General features: G+C 63.6%; 17 protein-coding genes. 7 read left to right on the top strand and 10 right to left on the bottom strand.

The genetic code is table 11. The features are described 5' to 3' along the window. Positions 1-56: 56 nt before the first annotated feature. A complete protein-coding gene (locus SS05631_RS18405) occupies positions 57-1061 on the bottom strand; it encodes a D-glycerate dehydrogenase (protein WP_037422583.1) in 1005 nt (334 codons plus the stop codon). A gap of 300 nt (positions 1062-1361) precedes the next feature. Here SS05631_RS18405 and SS05631_RS18400 point away from each other — a divergent pair, with 300 nt between their 5' ends. Continuing rightward, positions 1362-1901, top strand: a complete 540-nt coding sequence (locus SS05631_RS18400; RefSeq protein WP_037422623.1) for an SH3 domain-containing protein — start codon at positions 1362-1364, stop codon at positions 1899-1901. A gap of 10 nt (positions 1902-1911) precedes the next feature. Here SS05631_RS18400 and SS05631_RS18395 read toward each other — a convergent pair whose 3' ends face one another. Together SS05631_RS18395 and SS05631_RS18390 are read right to left on the bottom strand one after the other, a co-directional pair. After that, positions 1912-2904 (bottom strand): adenosine kinase, encoded by a 993-nt coding sequence (locus SS05631_RS18395; RefSeq protein WP_037422586.1) that lies wholly within the window; start codon positions 2902-2904, stop codon positions 1912-1914. Positions 2905-3033: 129 nt separating this feature from the next. Then, entirely contained in the window at positions 3034-3459 is a 426-nt protein-coding gene (locus tag SS05631_RS18390; RefSeq protein WP_037422588.1) for a VOC family protein, read from the bottom strand. Between the two features lie 65 nt (positions 3460-3524). On the opposite strand from SS05631_RS18390, the gene SS05631_RS18385 reads away from it, so the two are divergent. Further along, on the top strand, positions 3525-4118 hold the full coding sequence (locus SS05631_RS18385; protein WP_037422591.1) for a TetR/AcrR family transcriptional regulator: 594 nt from the start codon (positions 3525-3527) through the stop codon (positions 4116-4118). A gap of 12 nt (positions 4119-4130) precedes the next feature. Here the strand turns inward: SS05631_RS18385 and nth are convergent, their stop codons facing one another. After that, a complete protein-coding gene (gene nth, locus SS05631_RS18380) occupies positions 4131-4907 on the bottom strand; it encodes an endonuclease III (RefSeq protein ID WP_095678032.1) in 777 nt (258 codons plus the stop codon). 22 nt (positions 4908-4929) lie between these two features. Here nth and SS05631_RS18375 point away from each other — a divergent pair, with 22 nt between their 5' ends. Beyond that, a complete protein-coding gene (locus SS05631_RS18375; RefSeq protein WP_037422631.1) occupies positions 4930-5427 on the top strand; it encodes a DUF2244 domain-containing protein in 498 nt (165 codons plus the stop codon). A 64-nt stretch (positions 5428-5491) separates the two neighbouring features. After that, the gene (locus SS05631_RS18370) at positions 5492-6364 is read left to right on the top strand and encodes a bifunctional helix-turn-helix domain-containing protein/methylated-DNA--[protein]-cysteine S-methyltransferase (protein ID WP_037422633.1); all 873 of its coding nucleotides are present in this window, start codon (positions 5492-5494) and stop codon (positions 6362-6364) included. Between the two features lie 53 nt (positions 6365-6417). Here the strand turns inward: SS05631_RS18370 and SS05631_RS18365 are convergent, their stop codons facing one another. From SS05631_RS18365 to mepA, 6 genes are all read right to left on the bottom strand, one after another. Beyond that, positions 6418-7053 carry a 2,3-bisphosphoglycerate-dependent phosphoglycerate mutase gene (locus tag SS05631_RS18365; protein WP_037422635.1) on the bottom strand — a complete coding sequence of 212 codons (636 nt, stop codon included), beginning with the start codon at positions 7051-7053 and terminating at the stop codon, positions 6418-6420. Between the two features lie 28 nt (positions 7054-7081). Next, entirely contained in the window at positions 7082-7900 is an 819-nt protein-coding gene (gene dapB / locus SS05631_RS18360) for a 4-hydroxy-tetrahydrodipicolinate reductase (RefSeq protein ID WP_037422638.1), read from the bottom strand. An 18-nt stretch (positions 7901-7918) separates the two neighbouring features. Further along, on the bottom strand, positions 7919-9724 hold the full coding sequence (locus SS05631_RS18355) for an ABC transporter ATP-binding protein (protein ID WP_037422641.1): 1806 nt from the start codon (positions 9722-9724) through the stop codon (positions 7919-7921). Between the two features lie 102 nt (positions 9725-9826). Further along, entirely contained in the window at positions 9827-10846 is a 1020-nt protein-coding gene (locus tag SS05631_RS18350) for a glucokinase (RefSeq protein ID WP_037422644.1), read from the bottom strand. 43 nt (positions 10847-10889) lie between these two features. Next, positions 10890-11270 carry a methylglyoxal synthase gene (locus SS05631_RS18345; protein WP_037422647.1) on the bottom strand — a complete coding sequence of 127 codons (381 nt, stop codon included), beginning with the start codon at positions 11268-11270 and terminating at the stop codon, positions 10890-10892. A gap of 132 nt (positions 11271-11402) precedes the next feature. Then, a complete protein-coding gene (mepA, locus tag SS05631_RS18340) occupies positions 11403-12470 on the bottom strand; it encodes a penicillin-insensitive murein endopeptidase (protein ID WP_037422650.1) in 1068 nt (355 codons plus the stop codon). A 205-nt stretch (positions 12471-12675) separates the two neighbouring features. On the opposite strand from mepA, the gene SS05631_RS18335 reads away from it, so the two are divergent. From SS05631_RS18335 to SS05631_RS18325, 3 genes are all read left to right on the top strand, one after another. Next, positions 12676-14532: an extracellular solute-binding protein gene (locus SS05631_RS18335; protein WP_037422653.1), complete on the top strand. Its 1857-nt coding sequence runs from the start codon at positions 12676-12678 to the stop codon at positions 14530-14532. A gap of 167 nt (positions 14533-14699) precedes the next feature. Further along, positions 14700-15785, top strand: a complete 1086-nt coding sequence (locus tag SS05631_RS18330) for a microcin C ABC transporter permease YejB (protein ID WP_037422656.1) — start codon at positions 14700-14702, stop codon at positions 15783-15785. Beyond that, entirely contained in the window at positions 15785-16918 is a 1134-nt protein-coding gene (locus tag SS05631_RS18325) for an ABC transporter permease (protein ID WP_037422659.1), read from the top strand. Before SS05631_RS18330 ends, SS05631_RS18325 begins: the two co-directional genes overlap by 1 nt. The last annotated feature ends 2 nt before the right edge of the window (positions 16919-16920 follow it).

Genomic DNA, 16920 nt, shown 5'->3' with positions numbered 1-16920 from the left:
TCCCTTTGTGGGGGCGTTGCGCGGCGGCTGCACCCGAAAACACCCGGTAGCCCGCCTCAATCCCGCCCCGGCAGCACCCGGTCCGGCGGGCGGTGGCCGTCGAAGAAGGTGCGGATGTTGATCACCACCTTGTCGCCCATGTCGATGCGGCCTTCGAGCGTCGCCGAGCTCATATGCGGCAAGAGAACGACCTTGCCCTCGCCGGCAAGCCGGATGAGCTTGGGATTGACGGCCGGTTCGTTCTCGAAGACATCGAGGCCGGCCCCTGCGATCTTGCCCTCCCGCAGGCTCTTGATCATCGCCGTCTCGTCGATCACGTCGCCGCGGGCGGTGTTGACGATGTAGCTGTCTGGGCGCATCAGCGCCAGCCGGCGCGCCGAGAGCAGATGATAGGTGGCGGGCGTCGACGGGCAATTGACCGAGACGATATCGACGCGGGCGAGCATCTGGTCGAGGCTGTCCCAATAGGTCGCCTCCAGCATCTCCTCGGTCTCCCGCTTGACGCGATGGCGGTTGTGATAGTGGATCGACAGCCCGAAGGCCTTGGCGCGGCGGGCGACCGCCGTGCCGATCCGCCCCATGCCGACGATGCCGATGCGCTTGCCGGCGATGCGCCGGCCGAGCATCCAGGTCGGCGACCAGCCGGCCCATTCGCCCTTGCGGTCGGTCAGCACCTGCGCGCCCTCGGCAAGCCGGCGCGGCACCGCTAGGATCAAGGCCATGGTCATGTCGGCGGTGTCTTCCGTCAGCACGTTCGGCGTGTTGGTGACGGTTATTCCCCGGCGGGCGGCGGCATCGACATCGATATTGTCGACGCCGTTCGAGAAGGCCGCGATGAGCTTCAGTTGCGGGCCCGCCTGCTCGATCAGCGCCGCATCGATCCGGTCCGTCAGCGTCGGAACCAGCACATCGACCCTCTTCACCGCAGCAACCAGCTCCGGCTGGCTGCGCGGCGTATCGTCGATGTTGAGTTCCGCGTCGAACAGCTCGCGCATGCGCGTTTCGACGACTTCCGGCAGTTTCCGGGTGATGTAGACGGTTGGCTTCTTCTTGCTTGTCATTCCTGCGAGCGGCCCTCGTTGACGGGTCCTTAACCAAGTTGGGTGATAGTTCTCCCCTATAGCCGCAATTTCTACCAGACCCGGTGGGGAAGACAATTGAAAGTCGCTGTCCGGGTAAAGGATTCGCGGCGCGCGCCCGGCGAGGCGCGTCTCTGGGTGCTTCTTCGGATCGGAACCGACCCGAGGTTTGGAATATGCGGCAATTCAACGTGCCACGGCGAGCCTTGTGCGTCTGAGAAGGCGAACGGCTCCGCTGAGACACCGCAAGGCTTCGCTTAGGATCGGAACATGGGCTTCGTCATGCGTCACTTCATTTCCAAAGCCTCTCTATTGCTGCTGGCCACGGTCCTCGCAACGGCCAGCATGAATTCCGCCGCCTTCGCCCAGGCGGCCAAGGGTCCGAGCGGTCTGCCGCTCCCCCGCTTCGTCAGCCTCAAGTCCAAGAGCGTCAATCTCAGGATCGGGCCGAGCCTCGACTACGCCGTCGCCTTCCGCTATCTGAAGAACGGCGTTCCCGTCGAGATCATCCAGGAATATGACAACTGGCGCCGCATCCGGGACGCCGACGGCACGGAAGGCTGGGTCAACCAGGCGCTGCTTTCCGGCGATCGCACCGCCGTTGCCGCACCGTGGATGCGCGGCAAGGGCGAAGGCGTCTTCGTCAATCTGCGACGCGACCCGCAGAGCACCGCACCGATCGTCGCCCGCATGCAGCCGGGCGTGCTTTTGCATATCGGCGAGTGCAATGGCGACTGGTGCCATGCCGAGACGCAAGGGGTGGAAGGCTGGATCGCCCAGAGCGAAATCTGGGGCGCCTATCCGGGCGAGGCCTTCAAGTAGCTGTCCAACCCTAGAGAAGAGCGGCTTCCCTTGCGGCACCGGCAAGCGAGACCATTGGGCGCGGGCCGATCTGGCCGATGACGATGCCGGCAGCCAGGTTGCCGAGCTTGCTGCAGTCTTCGAGCGATCTGCCGGTCGTGTAGCCGTAGAGGAAGCCGGCCGCATAGAGGTCGCCGGCGCCGGTCGTGTCGACCACCTGCGCGACGGCCGTCGCGCCGACCCGCACCCTTTCCTCGCCGCGAACGACGATCGAGCCTTCCTCGCTGAGGGTCACGGCGGCGAGCTTGCAGTCCCCGGCGAGCATTCGAAGCGCCTCATCGAAATCCTCCGTCTCGTAGAGCGCCAGCGCCTCCTGCTTGTTGGCGAAAACGATATCGACGGTGCCGGAACGCATCAGGTCGAGGAACTCGTCCCGATAGCGGTGCACGCAGAAGCTGTCCGACAGAGTCATCGCCGTTTCGCGCCCGTGCGCATGGGCAATTTTTGCCGCCTCGCGGATCGCGTCCTTGGCCCGCGGCGGGTCCCAGAGATAGCCCTCGAAATAGGTGACCGTCGATTGAGCGACGACGTCGGGCTCGACGTCTTCCGGACCGAGTTCGACACAGGCGCCGAGATAGGTGTTCATCGAGCGCTCGCCGTCCTCGGTGACGAAGATCATAGAGCGCGCGGTCGGCGGCAGGCTGTCGAGCGGCCTGGTTTGGAAATGCACCCCTTGTGCGCGGATGTCGTGGGTAAAGATCTGGCCGAGCTGGTCGCTGGCGATCTTGCCGAAATAGGCGGCGCGGCCGCCGAGGCTCGCCACACCCGCGGCGGTGTTGCCGGCGCTGCCGCCGGAGGCTTCGACAGCCGGGCCCATGCGCGAATAAAGGAGTTCCGCCCGCTCCGCATCGATGAGGTTCATCGCGCCCTTGATGATGCCGTTATGTACGAGAAAGCTGTCATCGCAGCGCGCAATGATATCGACGATCGCATTGCCGATCGTCAGTACATCGAATTTCGTCATGAGCTCCGTCCGGTTCCTGAATGGCCGGTGTTCGTTAATAGCGGTTTTCCGACCATTTGGAAGAGCCGTACCGCCTTTGAGGCGCGCGAGTAGCGCCGGAGCTCTAACAATGCTGCGAAAATGCCGCCATCACGCCGGCCGCGCCCTTTCATCATAGGCGTCTGCGAAGGCGGCGCTCGGCGGGATCGGCTTGATCACATCGATCATCACGCCGTTCGGATCGGCGGTGATGAAATGCCGCTGGCCGAAGTCTTCGTCACAGAGGGCCTTGAGAATGGGAAGCCCAGCGTCTCGCATCTCGGCATAGAGCCGGTCGGGATCCTCGACTTCGAAGTTCAAAAGCAGACCCTGAACCGGGGCGCGACGTTGCTCCGGAACGGTCTCGTGGCGGTAGTCGAGGACGGCAAGCGTGACATGTTCGTCCTCGCTCGACTGCAGATGCATGTACCAGTCGCTCTCGAAAAGCGCCTCGAAGCGAAAATGCTTCACGTAGAAATCGGCTGTAGCCCGCACATCGGCGGTCATGATCACCGGATAGTAGCTCGTGGTTTTCATGCTTTTCCTCCATCGATCATTATCATACAATCTGTATGTATCTCATTAACATACAGGCTGCATGTATGCAACAGGAAAGAAGCCGCCGGTCGAATCGCGAACGCTCGGACACGACCCGCGCCGCCATCATCGACGCGGCACACGCACTCTTCGTCGACAAGGGCTATGCCGACACGGCGACGCCGGAGATCGTCGCCGCGGCGGGGCTTACGCGCGGCGCGCTCTATCACCATTTCGAGGACAAGAAGTCGCTGTTTCGGGCGGTGATAGAAAGGGAGGCGCGCGAAGTCGCCGCAACGATCGAGCAGTTCGCTCCCGACGGCCTCGCGCCGCGCGAGGCGCTGCTCGCCGGGGCAGCCGCCTATTTCGACGCGATGGCGGTTCCCGGCCGGGTGCGCCTGCTGCTGCTCGACGGCCCGGCCGTCCTCGGCGTCACCGAGATGGCGGCGATCGACGCCGCGCATGGCGGCAGAACTCTCGAAGAAGGATTGAGCGCGGCCATGGCTCCCCACCGCCTCAAGGAGAAGGCGGTCAAGGCGATGGCCTTCCTCTTGTCCGCCGCCTTCGACCGGGCAGCGCTCGAGATCGATGCCGGTGCGGCGCGGGCCGACTATGCCTATGCGATCGACAGGCTGATCGATCGCTTGATCGACCCATGAAGAGCTGGGTCGTCAGCCGGCGACCGGAAGGATCTGTGGCGGCAATTCGATAAGCGGCGCCGGAATGTCGCAACTCTTTTCGGGCGACTTGCAGATGTCGGCGATGATGCAGCGCTCGCATTCCGGCCGGCGCGCCTTGCACACATAGCGGCCGTGCAGGATGAGCCAATGGTGGGCGTGGTAGAGATATGTCTCCGGGATGACCCGCATCAGATTGGCCTCAACCTCGTCCGGCGTCTTGCCGGGTGCGAGGCGAATGCGGTTGGCGATGCGGAAGAGATGCGTGTCGACGGCAATGGTCGATTGGCCGAAGGCCATCTGCAGCACCACATTGGCGGTCTTGCGGCCGACGCCCGGCAGCGTCATGAGCTCCTCGCGCGTCTTCGGCACCTCGCCGCCGAAATCGGCGATCAGCTTTTGGCTGAGCGCGATGACATTCTTTGCCTTGTTGCGGTAAAGGCCAATAGTCTTGATATAGTCGCGCAGTTTGTCTTCGCCGAGCGCCATCATCTTTTCGGGCGTGTCGGCGACGACAAAGAGCGGCCGCGTCGCCTTGTTGACGCCGGCATCCGTCGCCTGCGCCGAAAGCGCCACCGCCACCAGCAGCGTGAAGGCGTTGACATGTTCGAGCTCGCCCTTCGGCTCCGGCCGCTGGACCGAGAAGCGGCGAAAGATTTCCTCGATCTCCGCCTTGCTATAGACACTGCGCTGCCGCGTGGATCGGCGGGCAGCCGTTGCCGCGCGCGGTTTCGCGGGTCCCGGCGACAATTTGCGTTTCACGTTTTTCATGCTGCATCTATAGTCATTGGTTATGACCGAAGGCAACGCCGAGACAAGCATCAACGACGCGCCGATCTTTTCGGCGGAACTCACCCCCTACCGCTCGCTCGGCCTCAAAGGGTTCAAGATCCTGCTGATGATCGCGGCTGCGATGAGCGCCGTGCATGTCCTGGTGTTCCTGGTCATCGGCGCCTGGCCGATCGTGTTCTTCTTCGGCCTCGATTTCGTGCTGCTCTTCGGCGCCTTTTGGCTCAACTACCATTCGGCGCGCGCCCGCGAGGAGGTCAGCGTCTCGCGCACCGACGTGTCGGTGAGGAAGTTCGCGCCATCGGGAAACATGATCGAGCATCGCTTCAACCCCTTCTGGGCGCGCTTCAGCATCAAGCGCCACCAGGAGATCGGCATCGTCTCGATGAGGATCAGCGGCGACGGCCGGCAGACGGACGTCGGTTCGTTTCTCAACCGCGACGATCGCGAAACCTTCGCCGTCGCCTTCTCCCGGGCGCTCGCCACGGCGCGGTCGAGATGAATCAAGAATCGGGTGGTTATCCGGTCTCCGGCATGGTTTCCTGCGGCATGACAGGAGATGATCCATGAACGTCGTCACAACCATTCCCATCGACATCACCCCGGACGGCACCGATTACGACACGGTGCGCCACGTCATCGAGATGCTGACCGAGGATTACCGCGAACAGCCGTCGCTGGAAACGATCGCCCGCCGCCTCAGCCAGTCGCCGACGCAGCTCCAGAAGGTCTTTACCCGGTGGGCCGGTCTTTCGCCAAAGGCCTTCCTGCAAGCGGTGACGCTCGACCATGCCAAGCGCCTTCTGCGCCAGGAGGAGATGCCGCTGCTCGAGACCAGCATCGAGGTCGGGCTCTCCGGCCCCGGCCGGCTGCACGATCTCTTCGTCACCCATGAGGCGATGTCGCCCGGCGAGTGGAAGGCGCGCGGCGCGGGGCTGACGATCCGCTACGGCTTCCACCCTTCCCCTTTCGGCACGGCGCTGGTGATGGTGACCGAGCGCGGCCTCGCAGGCCTTGCCTTTGCCGACGCCGGCGAGGAGCGGGCGAGCTTCGAGGACATGGCCCGGCGCTGGCCGAACGCCAATTACTTCGAGGACAGCGCGGCAACGGCACGCTATGCCGCCCGCATCTTCAACCCGGAGCGCTGGTGCGCCGACGAGCCGCTCAACATCGTGCTGATCGGCTCGGACTTCCAGATCCGGGTCTGGCAGGCGCTGTTGAACATTCCGCTCGGCAAGGCGACGACCTATTCGAAGATCGCCGGCGAAATCGGCCAACCGACCGCGTCGCGCGCCGTCGGAGCGGCCGTCGGCCGCAACCCGATCTCCTTTGTCGTGCCCTGCCACCGGGCGCTCGGCAAGGGCGGCGAACTCACCGGCTATCATTGGGGGCTGACGCGAAAGCGGGCGATCCTCGGCTGGGAAGCGGGAAAGGCATGAAACAAAATGGGGCGCCGCGGCGCCCCTTTTGCTTCGATCGAGGATGTGGGCGCTCAATGCGCGGCCGACATGTCGCCGAGCACTTCCTTGGAGGCGACGGTGGAATCCGCCTTCAGCTTGTAGACCATCGGCACGCCGGTCGCGAGGTTGAGGTTCAGGACCTGTTCCTTGGTCAGGCGATCGAGCACCATGACGAGCGAGCGCAGCGAGTTGCCGTGGGCGGCGACCAGCACCTTCTCGCCGGCGAGCACGCGCGGCAGGATTTCGGTCAGGTAGTACGGCCAGACGCGGGCGCCGGTGTCGCGCAGGCTTTCGCCGCCGGGCGGCGGCACGTCATAGGAGCGGCGCCAGATATGCACCTGCTCCTCGCCCCATTTGGCGCGGGCATCGTCCTTGTTAAGGCCGGAGAGATCGCCGTAGTCGCGCTCGTTGAGCGCCTGGTCCCGGATCGTTTCCAGCGACGACTGGCCGACGGCGTCGAGCACCATCTGGCAGGTGCGCTGGGCGCGGACGAGATCGGAGGTGAAGGCGATGTCGAACTTGATGCCGTATTCGGCGAGCGCCTTGCCGCCTGCCTTTGCTTCCTCGACGCCAAGCTCGGTCAGGTCCGGATCGCGCCAGCCGGTGAAAAGGTTCTTCAGGTTCCATTCGCTCTGGCCGTGCCGGACGAGGACGAGAGTGCCGCTCATTTCGATTTCCCTTCAGCAGTTTGACGTGTCAGTTGAGCCCGAGAACATCGAGCATGGAGTAGAAGCCGGGCTTCTGGCTGCGCGCCCACAGAGCCGCCGTGACGGCGCCACGCGCGAAAATCGAGCGGTCCGTGGCGCTGTGCGACAGCGTCACCAGTTCACCTTCGCCCGCAAGAATCACGGAATGCTCGCCGATGACCGAGCCGCCGCGCAGGGTCGCAAAGCCGATCGTACCTTGCGCGCGGGGGCCGGTATGGCCGTCGCGCACACGGACGGAATGGTCCGCAAGATCGATGCCGCGTCCCTTCGCCGCTGCCTCACCGATGAGGAGCGCCGTGCCCGAAGGCGCGTCGACCTTGTGCTTGTGGTGCATCTCGACAATCTCGATGTCCCAATCGGCAGGGCCTAGCGCGCGCGCCGCCTTCTCCGTGAGCACGCCCAGGAGATTGACGCCGAGGCTCATATTGCCCGACTTGACGATGCGTGCATGGCGGGCGGCCGCGCGGATCTTCGCCTCGTCGTCTGCGGAGCATCCGGTCGTGCCAACGATATGAACGATGCGCGCCTGTGCCGCGAGGCCGGCGAATTCGACGCTAGCCGCCGGCGCGGTGAAATCGAGCACTCCCTCCGCCTCGACAAAGGCTTCGAGCGGCTTGTCGGTGACGGGGACGCCGATCGGTCCGAGGCCGGCAAGCTCGCCGGCGTCCCGGCCGATGAAAGGCGAATTCGAGCGCTCGATCGCGGCATGCAGCCGCACGCCGGCCGTCTCGTGAACGATCCGGATCAGCGTCTGGCCCATTCGACCGGCCGCGCCGACCACCACGAGCTTCATGTCCGTTTCGCTCATCGCCAGATTTCCTCGTATCTACAGGATTTTCGCTTCGTCAGGCAGGTCCGCGCCGTTGCCCTGGAGGTTGTGGAGGCGAGCGTAGAGACCGTCCGGCCGCCGCGCAAGCTCCTCATGCGATCCCTCCTCGACGACCTTGCCGTCCTTCATCACGACGATCTTGTCGGCATTGACGACGGTCGAGAGCCGGTGGGCGATGACGATCACGGTACGCCCGCTCATCGCCTGATCGAGCGCCTTCTGCACGGCGGCCTCGGACTCGGTGTCGAGCGCCGAGGTGGCCTCGTCGAGAAGCAGGATGGGCGCGTTGCGCACCAGCGCCCGGGCGATCGACAGGCGCTGCCGCTGGCCGCCGGAGAGCGTCACGCCATGCTCGCCGACCGGCGTGTCGTAGCCCTGCGGCTGAGCCAGAATGAAATCGTGCGCATAGGCAAGCCGTGCGGCCTCCTCGACTTCCTGATCCGTGGCATCGGGACGGCCGTAACGGATATTGTCGCGGATCGAGCCTTCGAAAAGATACGGCTGCTGCGAGACATAGGCGAGGCCGTTGCGCAGCGACTGCTTGGTAACGCCGGCGATGTTCTGGCCGTCGATCAGGATCTCGCCCGACTGCGGATCGTAGAAGCGCGGAATGAGGCTGATGATGGTCGACTTGCCGGCACCGGAGGGTCCGACGAGCGCCGTCGTCTTACCGCCCTCGGCGCGGAAGCTCACACCCTTAAGGATCTCGTCGCCATTGGCATAGGAAAAGCGGACATCGCGCAGTTCGACGGTCGCCCCACCGAGCTTGAGCTCGGTCGCATCGGGGCGATCGCGCTGATGCGGTATCGTGTCGAGGATCTCGTAGATCATGCGGGCATTTACGGCGGCGCGCTCCATCGACACCTGCAGCCGCGCGAGGCGGCGGGCCGGATCATAGGCCATCAAGAGCGCCGTGACGAAGGCGAAGAAAGCACCCGGGGGCACGTTGCCGTAGATCGTCCGGAAGGCGGCATAGGCAAGCACGCTGGAGATGGCGAGGCCCGCGAAGGTTTCGGTCATCGGCGCCGTGCGTTCGCTCAGGCGTGCGATGCGGTTGGCGCGGTTCTCGGCCCGATCGATGATCGTCTCGACCTTGCGGCGGAGCTCGTTCTCCATCGTGAAGGCCTTGATGATGGTGATGCCCTGGATCGTTTCCTGCATCGCCCCGAGAACCCGGCTGTTGACCTCGATGGCCTCGCGTGTCGCCAGACGCAGACGTCTGGATATGTAGCGCAGGCCGAGAAACAGCGGCGGCGCGACGAAGAAGACGATCAGCGACAGCAGCCAGTCCTTGCTGAACATGACGCCGATCAGGCCGATCAGAGTCAGGAAGTCCCGGGCGATCGACGTGACCGTCATGTTGAGCACGTCACGTATGCCACTGACGTTCTGGCTGATCTTCGCCGCAAGCTGCGCCGAGCGATGCTCGTGAAAATAGCCGACGCTGAGCGCCATGATGTGGGAGTAAAGCCGGCGCTGATAGCGCGCCACGATGTTGTTGCCGATCTTCGACAGCGCGACGGCTTGACCGTAGGTCGCCAGGCCGCGCAGGACGAAGGCGGCGAAAATGGCCGCGCAGATCACCAGGACGATATCCGCCCGCCTGTTGGCGAAGGCCTCGTTGACGACCGTTTCCATGATCCAGGCGGTGAAACCGGTCGTTGCCGCGACGACGATCAGGCAGGAAATGGCGAAGGCATAGCCCCGGATGTGGTCGCGACCGTTCTCAGCGATGACGCGCCGCAGAATTCCGGTGATCGTCTCGGAATCCATCGCGCGCTGTTTTCTGTTCGTGGCGTTCAAGAAGCCCGTTTTCCCTGGCCTGCTGTGGCACGTCGGCGCCACGTGTCGGGGGTCTATAGTGGTTTGAAGCTGCTTTGGCGAGTCCTTGCATCGGTCCGCCGCTCAGCTTCGCCAGCGCCGTCCCTCCATTGCAACACCGAAGTCTCTTGACGCGCGTGCGAAGGCGGCAAGCCCGGAAAGCGCCGCCATCGGATGGACGACCGCAAAGGTCGGTATGGTTTGCATCAGCGCCGAATGCGGTGCCTTATTCTCGAAGGCGGCGCGGAATTCCGGCTTCATCAGCGCCGGCAAGATCTTCTGCGAAATGCCGCCGGCGAGATAGACGCCGCCGCGCGCCATGAAGACCAGCGCCATGTCGCCGGCGACGCGGCCGAGATAGGTGCAGAACAGCGACACCGTCTCGACCGCCGCCGGATCCTGCCCGGAAAGCGCGCTGGTCGTCACTTCCGCCTGATCCTTGAGCGACGGCTCCAGGCCATCGGCCGCGCAGACGGCGCGGTAGAGATTCATGATGCCGCGTCCGCAAAGGATCTGCTCCCCCGCCATGCGGCCTCCGATCGGCTCGAGGAACGGCCATATGCGGAAATCGCGCTCGCTGCGCGGACCGATATCCACATGCCCGCCTTCGCCCGGTACGGGGATCCAGGTGTCCTGGGCGAAGACGAGACCGGCGACGCCGAGGCCAGTGCCGGGGCCGAGCACCGCGCGGGAACTCCGCGGCCGGGCGCTGCCGCCGCCGATCTGCACGACATCCTCTTCGGCCGGAGCGGCGATCGCGAGCGCCTGCGCCTCGAAGTCGTTGATGACCAGCACGTCCTGCAGCCCGAGCTTCGCCAGCATGTCCTTCGGCCGGATCACCCAGCCGGCATTGGTCAGCGGGATCTCGTCGCTCTTGATCGGTCCCGCCACGGCGAGGATCGCCGAACGGGGTCTTTCGGAGACATGATCGAGAATGCTCTTCTTGAGCGCCTCCTCAATCGTCTCGAAGTCTCCCGTCTTGATCGGCGGCAGCTGCAGCGGCTCGGCGAACGGGTCGGCGAGCAGTGCGAAGCGGGCGTTCGTGCCACCGATATCGCCGATCAAGATCGGAAAGGAGAAGCTCTGGTCATTCGCAGTCAGCATGGCAGATTCGTCCCGGCTCGCGCGTACAATTTCCGAAGATGTATCAGTTGCGCCTGAAGTCGATCAACTGCTCGGCGGTCGCCCGGTTGAGCGCCATCGGAATGTCGTAGACGATGGCTAGACGCATCAGCGCCTTGACGTCGACGTCGTGCGGCATGGCGGTTAGCGGGTCGACGAAGAAGATCAGGCAGTCGATGTCGCCGGTCGCGATCAAGGCACCGATCTGCTGGTCGCCGCCGAGCGGCCCGCTTTTCAGCCGCGTCACGTCGAGGCCGGGGCAGGCGTCGAGAACGCGGCCGCCGGTCGTGCCGGTGGCGACGATCTTCCAACTAGAAAGCGTGGCCTCGTGCGTCTTGGCGAAGGCGGCGAGATCATCCTTCTTCTGATCGTGGGCGATCAGGGCGAGACATCTGCGATCGGCCATGCGGCGTCCCCGGCAAGCTCACGGGGCCAGAGCGGAGAGCACGGCGCAATCCCACTTCGATCCCGATTTAAATCGATTTGAACGGCTATACAGGAGTGCCGTGAAATTGCAAAGACACTGCTGCATGTTTCCTTATTGCAGCGCCGGACGCGGCAGCGGCACGGGGATCTCGGCAAACGGCGTCTCGGCCGCGGCCCCAATGACGGCTTCGATGCTCGTCGCGGCGGCGGGAATGGCGGCCGGAGCATGGTAGGCCGTGCCGAAGGTCGCCTGCTGCTCGGAGGCTGGAGCCGGGCCGTTCAGCACCAGCGCGCAGGCCTTCGGCAGGTCGGCAAGCTTCGCAAACCTCGGCTTCGGCGGCTTCTCGCCGGGTTTTTTCTTCGGCTTCGCCCAGGGTGCCTCGGTAAACCACCAGGCGAGCGACTTGTCGCAGCCGTCGCCGGCGGGCACTGCGGCCTGGTCCTTGCAGCCTTGCGAGCCGGCCGGGCATTTGATGCGGATATGGAAATGGTAGTCGTGGCCGTAGATCGGTCGCACCTTGCCGAGTGCTGCGCGATCGCCGCGCCAGGTGTCGCAGAGTTTCTTCTTGATCGCCGGATTGACGAAGACGCGCTCGACTTCGGGGTAGCTCGCCGCCAGCATGATCAGCCGCGCATGGGACGGCGTCCAGACGGAGCGGTCGATCGTCAGGAACTTGCTCTTGTCCAGCATCGAGGTCGCGGAAATCGATTCGCGCTCCTCATAGCTGAGCGTCTTCTGCGGCATCGGCGTCAGCCAGATGTCGGCGTCGAGGCCGATCTGGTGCGAGGCATGGCCGGACAGCATCGGGCCGCCGCGCGGCTGCGAGATGTCGCCGAGCAGCAGCCCTGGCCAGCCGATTTTTTCGGCCGCGTCGTGGGAGAAGCGCTCGATCAGAGCGATCATCTCGGGGTGCCCCCAGCGGCGGTTGCGCGACAGGCGCATGGCCTGCCATGTGGGCCCGTCGGTCGGAATGGCGATGCCGCCGGCAAGGCAGCCCTTGGAATAGAAGCCGTAGGACGTCGGCGCCGCCGCGGTCGGCAAGGCCCTGGCACCGAAGAGCTCCTTGGCAGGCGTGCCGTCGGCCGAGGCGGCATCGGTCGCGAGAAGACCCGTGCTCGTCATCAGCGCCAGCAGTGCGGAGCCGCAGCGTCGAAGCGCGGCACGCGTGTCAAATCCCATTCCATTCCCCCATCGGCAGCGACGCGCAACAGGCGGGCTCGATCCCGCCGATTCTATCCTGATTCGCCGCGGTTGCATCAGCCTTGCGACTCACCCGGATGTGACTGAAAAATTTCGCCTGATTTTGGGCAAGTCCTGTCAATTGCCCAGATTTGGCCTATTCTGGTTTTCAAGGATTACCGAAAATACGAGGAGAGACGACGGGATGCTGGACTGTGGCGGTTTTGGACGAATGAAGCTGGCAGCCGCTTTCCTGGCGATATCCCTGTTCACAGTGCCCTTGGCAGAGGCTCAAGAAGAGCCCGTTTGGCATCATGGTCTATCGCTCATCGGCGAACTCAAATATCCGCCCGGTTTCAAGCATTTCGACTATGCAAATCCCGATGCCCCGAAGGGGGGAGATATCAGACTCTCGCAGACCGGCACCTTCGACAGCTTCAATCCGCTCCTGGCGACAAAGGGGGAGCCGGCCGTGGGACTGTCGCTTGTCTTCGATACGCTGTTGAAGCCGGCCGATGATGAAATTTCAACAGCCTATGGCTTACTCGCCGAGAGCGTCTCCTTTCCCGACGACATCTCGTCGGCGACCTTCCGTCTGCGGACCGAGGCGAAATGGGCAGACGGCAAACCGGTGACGCCCGAGGACGTCGTCTTCAGCTTCGAGAAGGCAAAGGAGCTGAACCCGCTTTATCAGAGCTACTACAGGCATGTCGTGAAGTCGGAAAAGACCGGCGACCGCGACGTGACCTTCCACTTCGATGAAAAGAACAATCGCGAACTGCCGCACATTCTCGGCCAGATCCTGATCGTTCCGAAACATTGGTGGGAGGGCAGCGGGCCGGACGGCAAGCCGCGCGACATCAGCCGCACGACGCTCGAGCCGGTCATGGGCTCGGGGCCCTACAAGATCGCTTCGTTCCAGCCGGGCGGCTCGATCCGTTTCGAATTGCGGGACGACTATTGGGGCAAGAACCTCAACGTCAATGTCGGGCAGAACAATTTCAACTCGATCACCTATTCCTTCTTCGGCGATCGCGACGTCGAGTTCGAGGCCTTCCGCTCCGGCAACACCGACTACTGGGTAGAAAACCAGGCAATGCGCTGGGCGACCGGCTTCGACTTCCCGGCGGTGAAGGACGGTCGCGTAAAGCGCGAGGAAATCCCCAACCCGTTCCGGGCAACCGGCGTCATGCAGGCGATGGTGCCGAACATGCGCCGCAAGCCCTTCGACGACGAGCGCGTGCGCCAGGCGCTGAACTATGCGCTCGATTTCGAGGAACTGAACCGAACCATCTTCTTCAATCAATACCAGCGCGTAAACAGCTTCTTCTTCGGCACGGAACTCGCCTCATCGGGCCTGCCTAAGGGCGAGGAACTGAAGATCCTCAACGAGGTCAAGGAGCTGGTCCCACCGGAAGTGTTCACGACCCCCTACACCAATCCGGTCGGGGGAACGCCGGAAAAGGCCCGCGACAATCTGCGCCAGGCGATTGCGCTCCTCAAGGAAGCCGGCTTCGAACTCAAGGGCAACCGCATGGTCAACAAGGCGACCGGCAGGCCCTTCGCCTTCGAAATTCTGATAAACAGCCCGGCACTCGAGCGGGTCGCGCTTCCCTATACGCATAACCTGAAGCGGATTGGTATCGAAGCAAGCGTGCGCATGGTCGATCCGTCGCAATATACCAACCGGGAGCGCGCCTTCGATTACGACATGACCTGGGAGGTCTGGGGCCAGACCTTGAGCCCCGGTAACGAGCAGGCGGACTATTGGGGATCCAAGGCCGCGACGCGCGAGGGTTCGAGAAATTATGCCGGGATTGCCGATCCGGGTGTCGACAAGCTGATCGAACGCGTCATCTTCGCCAAGGATCGCGACACACTCGTCGCCGCCACAAGAGCACTTGACCGTGTGCTGCTCGCCCATAATTACGTGGTCCCGCTCTATTACAAGCTCAAGGCCAACGTCGCCTATTGGGACAAGTTCGGCCGACCTGCGGAACTGCCGAAATATGCGATCGGCTTTCCCGACGTATGGTGGCTCAAGGGCGCTGCCAGCCAATGAAGACTTGCGCTTGAGGCCGCTCTCGATTCCAAATGCAGGAAGCGAATCAGTAAAATGACGGACGACCGGCGGCATCGGACGCGCCCAAGGAGTATGGGATTGAGACGAAATAGACGGCAAACCAGCGCCCCCGCGATCGGCGGCGCCACAATGCCGAGGTTCGCCTGATGGGTGCGTATATCCTGCGCCGGCTGCTCCTGATGATCCCGACGATCATCGGCATCATGGCGATCTCCTTTGCCGTCGTGCAGTTCGCGCCGGGCGGCCCGGTGGAGCAGGTGATTTCAGACCTCACCAACGCTGCCGGCTCCGATCGACTGTCCGGCAGCGGCGGCGATCTCCTGCAGGAGGGTGGCGGCGGCGAGGGTGGGCAGTATCGCGGCGCGCAGGGGCTTGATCCGGAATTCATCGCCAAGCTCGAGAAGCAGTTCGGCTTCGACAAGCCGCCGCTCGAGCGCTTTCTCGGCATGATGTGGAACTATGCCCGCTTCGATTTCGGCGAGAGCTTTTTTCGCAACACCTCGGTCGTCGACCTCATCATCGAGAAGATGCCGGTGTCGATCTCGCTCGGCGTCTGGATCCTGATCTTCTCCTATGCGATCTCGATTCCGCTCGGCATCCGGAAGGCGGTCTCCGACGGTTCGACCTTCGACGTCTGGACCTCCGGCGTCATCATCGTCGGCTATGCGGTGCCGAGCTTCCTCTTCGCCATCCTGCTGATCGTGATTTTCGCCGGCGGCTCCTTCTTCGACTGGTTCCCCCTGCGCGGCCTCGTCTCGGACAATTTCCACGAGCTTCCCTGGTACCAGAAGATCCTCGATTACTTCTGGCACATGACGCTGCCGCTGATCACGCTGCTGCTTTCGGCCTTCGCGACGACGACGCTGCTGACGAAGAATTCCTTCATCGACGAGATCAAGAAGCAATATGTGACGACGGCGCGCGCCAAGGGGCTCAGCGAGCGCAAGGTGCTCTACGGCCACGTCTTCCGCAATGCGATGCTGATCATCATCGCGGGCTTCCCTGGCGCCTTCATCTCCGCCTTCTTCACCGGCTCGCTGCTGATCGAATACATTTTCTCGCTCGATGGACTTGGACGGCTCGGCTATGACGCCGTGGTCAAGCGAGACTATCCAATCGTCTTTGCCACCCTTTACATCTTCTCGCTGATGGGCCTCATCGTCAGCCTCATCTCCGATCTCATCTACACCTGGGTCGACCCCCGCATCGACTTCGAGCGGAGGGACGTCTGATGAGCACCGTCGCGACCTATTCGCAAGCGCCAGAGAAGGGCTGGCTGACACCGATCGGCCGGCGCCGCTGGCAGAATTTCAAGGCCAACCGGCGCGGCTACTGGTCGTTCTGGATATTTCTCGTCCTCTTCGGCCTCAGCCTTTGTGCCGAATTCATCGCCAACGACAAACCGATCGTCGCCTCCTACAAGGGCGAGATCCTGTTCCCGGTGCTGGTCAACTATCCGGAAGAGAAATTCGGCGGCTTCCTGGCCGAGACCGACTTCCGCTCCGATTTTATCCGCGACGAGATCGAGGCGAATGGCTGGATGATCTGGCCGCCGATCCGCTATTCCTATCAGACCGTCAACTCCAATATTCCGCATTCGGCGCCGACTGCGCCCTTCTGGCTGATGAGCGAGGAGGAGCGCTGCTCGGCCTATCCGCAAGGGTCGGCGGATCGCGGCTGCATCCTCGGCAATTTGAACTGGCTCGGCACCGACGATCAGGCACGCGACGTCACGGCGCGAATGATCTACGGTTTCCGCATCTCGGTGCTGTTCGGGCTGGCGCTCACCATCGCCTCGGCGGTGATCGGCGTTTCGGCCGGGGCTGTCCAGGGCTATTTCGGCGGCTGGACCGACCTCCTACTGCAGCGTTTCATCGAGATCTGGTCGTCGATGCCGGTGCTCTACATCCTGCTGATCATCGCCGCCATCCTGCCGCCCGGCTTCTTCATCCTGCTCGGCATCATGCTGCTCTTTTCCTGGGTCGGCTTCGTCGGCGTGGTGCGGGCCGAATTCCTGAGGGCGCGCAATTTCGAGTACGTCAATGCGGCCCGCGCGCTCGGCGTCGGCAACGGCACCATCATGTACCGCCACCTCTTGCCGAACGCGATGGTGGCGACGCTGACCTTCCTGCCCTTCATCCTGTCGGGCTCGATCACGACGCTCACCTCGCTCGACTTCCTCGGCTTCGGCATGCCGCCCGGGTCGCCCTCGCTGGGCGAGATGATCGCCCAGGGCAAATCGAACCTGCAGGCACCGTGGCTCGGGCTCACCGCCTTCTCAGCCATGTCGGTCATGCTGTCGCTGTTGATCTTCGTCGGCGAAGCGACGCGCGACGCCTTCGACCCGAGGAAGACGTTCCGGTGAGC

This window comes from Sinorhizobium sp. CCBAU 05631 (assembly GCF_002288505.1).
Classification (GTDB): Bacteria; Pseudomonadota; Alphaproteobacteria; order Rhizobiales; family Rhizobiaceae; genus Sinorhizobium; species Sinorhizobium fredii_C.
The sequence above is the reverse complement of the archived record's forward strand: the minus strand, read 5'-3'. Positions and strand labels throughout refer to the sequence as shown.

Bases quoted from the DNA above. Each gene is read 5' to 3' on its own strand.
- SS05631_RS18375 (WP_037422631.1), top strand. From the start codon at position 4,930: ATGACCGAAGGCAACGCCGAGACAAGCATCAACGACGCGCCGATCTTT.
- SS05631_RS18405 (WP_037422583.1), bottom strand. From the start codon at position 1,061: ATGACAAGCAAGAAGAAGCCAACCGTCTACATCACCCGGAAACTGCCG.
- SS05631_RS18365 (WP_037422635.1), bottom strand. From the start codon at position 7,053: ATGAGCGGCACTCTCGTCCTCGTCCGGCACGGCCAGAGCGAATGGAAC.
- SS05631_RS18390 (WP_037422588.1), bottom strand. From the start codon at position 3,459: ATGAAAACCACGAGCTACTATCCGGTGATCATGACCGCCGATGTGCGG.
- SS05631_RS18370 (WP_037422633.1), top strand. From the start codon at position 5,492: ATGAACGTCGTCACAACCATTCCCATCGACATCACCCCGGACGGCACC.
- SS05631_RS18345 (WP_037422647.1), bottom strand. From the start codon at position 11,270: ATGGCCGATCGCAGATGTCTCGCCCTGATCGCCCACGATCAGAAGAAG.
- SS05631_RS18325 (WP_037422659.1), top strand. From the start codon at position 15,785: ATGAGCACCGTCGCGACCTATTCGCAAGCGCCAGAGAAGGGCTGGCTG.
- mepA (WP_037422650.1), bottom strand. From the start codon at position 12,470: ATGGGATTTGACACGCGTGCCGCGCTTCGACGCTGCGGCTCCGCACTG.
- SS05631_RS18395 (WP_037422586.1), bottom strand. From the start codon at position 2,904: ATGACGAAATTCGATGTACTGACGATCGGCAATGCGATCGTCGATATC.
- SS05631_RS18400 (WP_037422623.1), top strand. From the start codon at position 1,362: ATGCGTCACTTCATTTCCAAAGCCTCTCTATTGCTGCTGGCCACGGTC.
- nth (WP_095678032.1), bottom strand. From the start codon at position 4,907: ATGAAAAACGTGAAACGCAAATTGTCGCCGGGACCCGCGAAACCGCGC.
- SS05631_RS18385 (WP_037422591.1), top strand. From the start codon at position 3,525: ATGCAACAGGAAAGAAGCCGCCGGTCGAATCGCGAACGCTCGGACACG.
- SS05631_RS18350 (WP_037422644.1), bottom strand. From the start codon at position 10,846: ATGCTGACTGCGAATGACCAGAGCTTCTCCTTTCCGATCTTGATCGGC.
- dapB (WP_037422638.1), bottom strand. From the start codon at position 7,900: ATGAGCGAAACGGACATGAAGCTCGTGGTGGTCGGCGCGGCCGGTCGA.
- SS05631_RS18335 (WP_037422653.1), top strand. From the start codon at position 12,676: ATGCTGGACTGTGGCGGTTTTGGACGAATGAAGCTGGCAGCCGCTTTC.
- SS05631_RS18330 (WP_037422656.1), top strand. From the start codon at position 14,700: ATGGGTGCGTATATCCTGCGCCGGCTGCTCCTGATGATCCCGACGATC.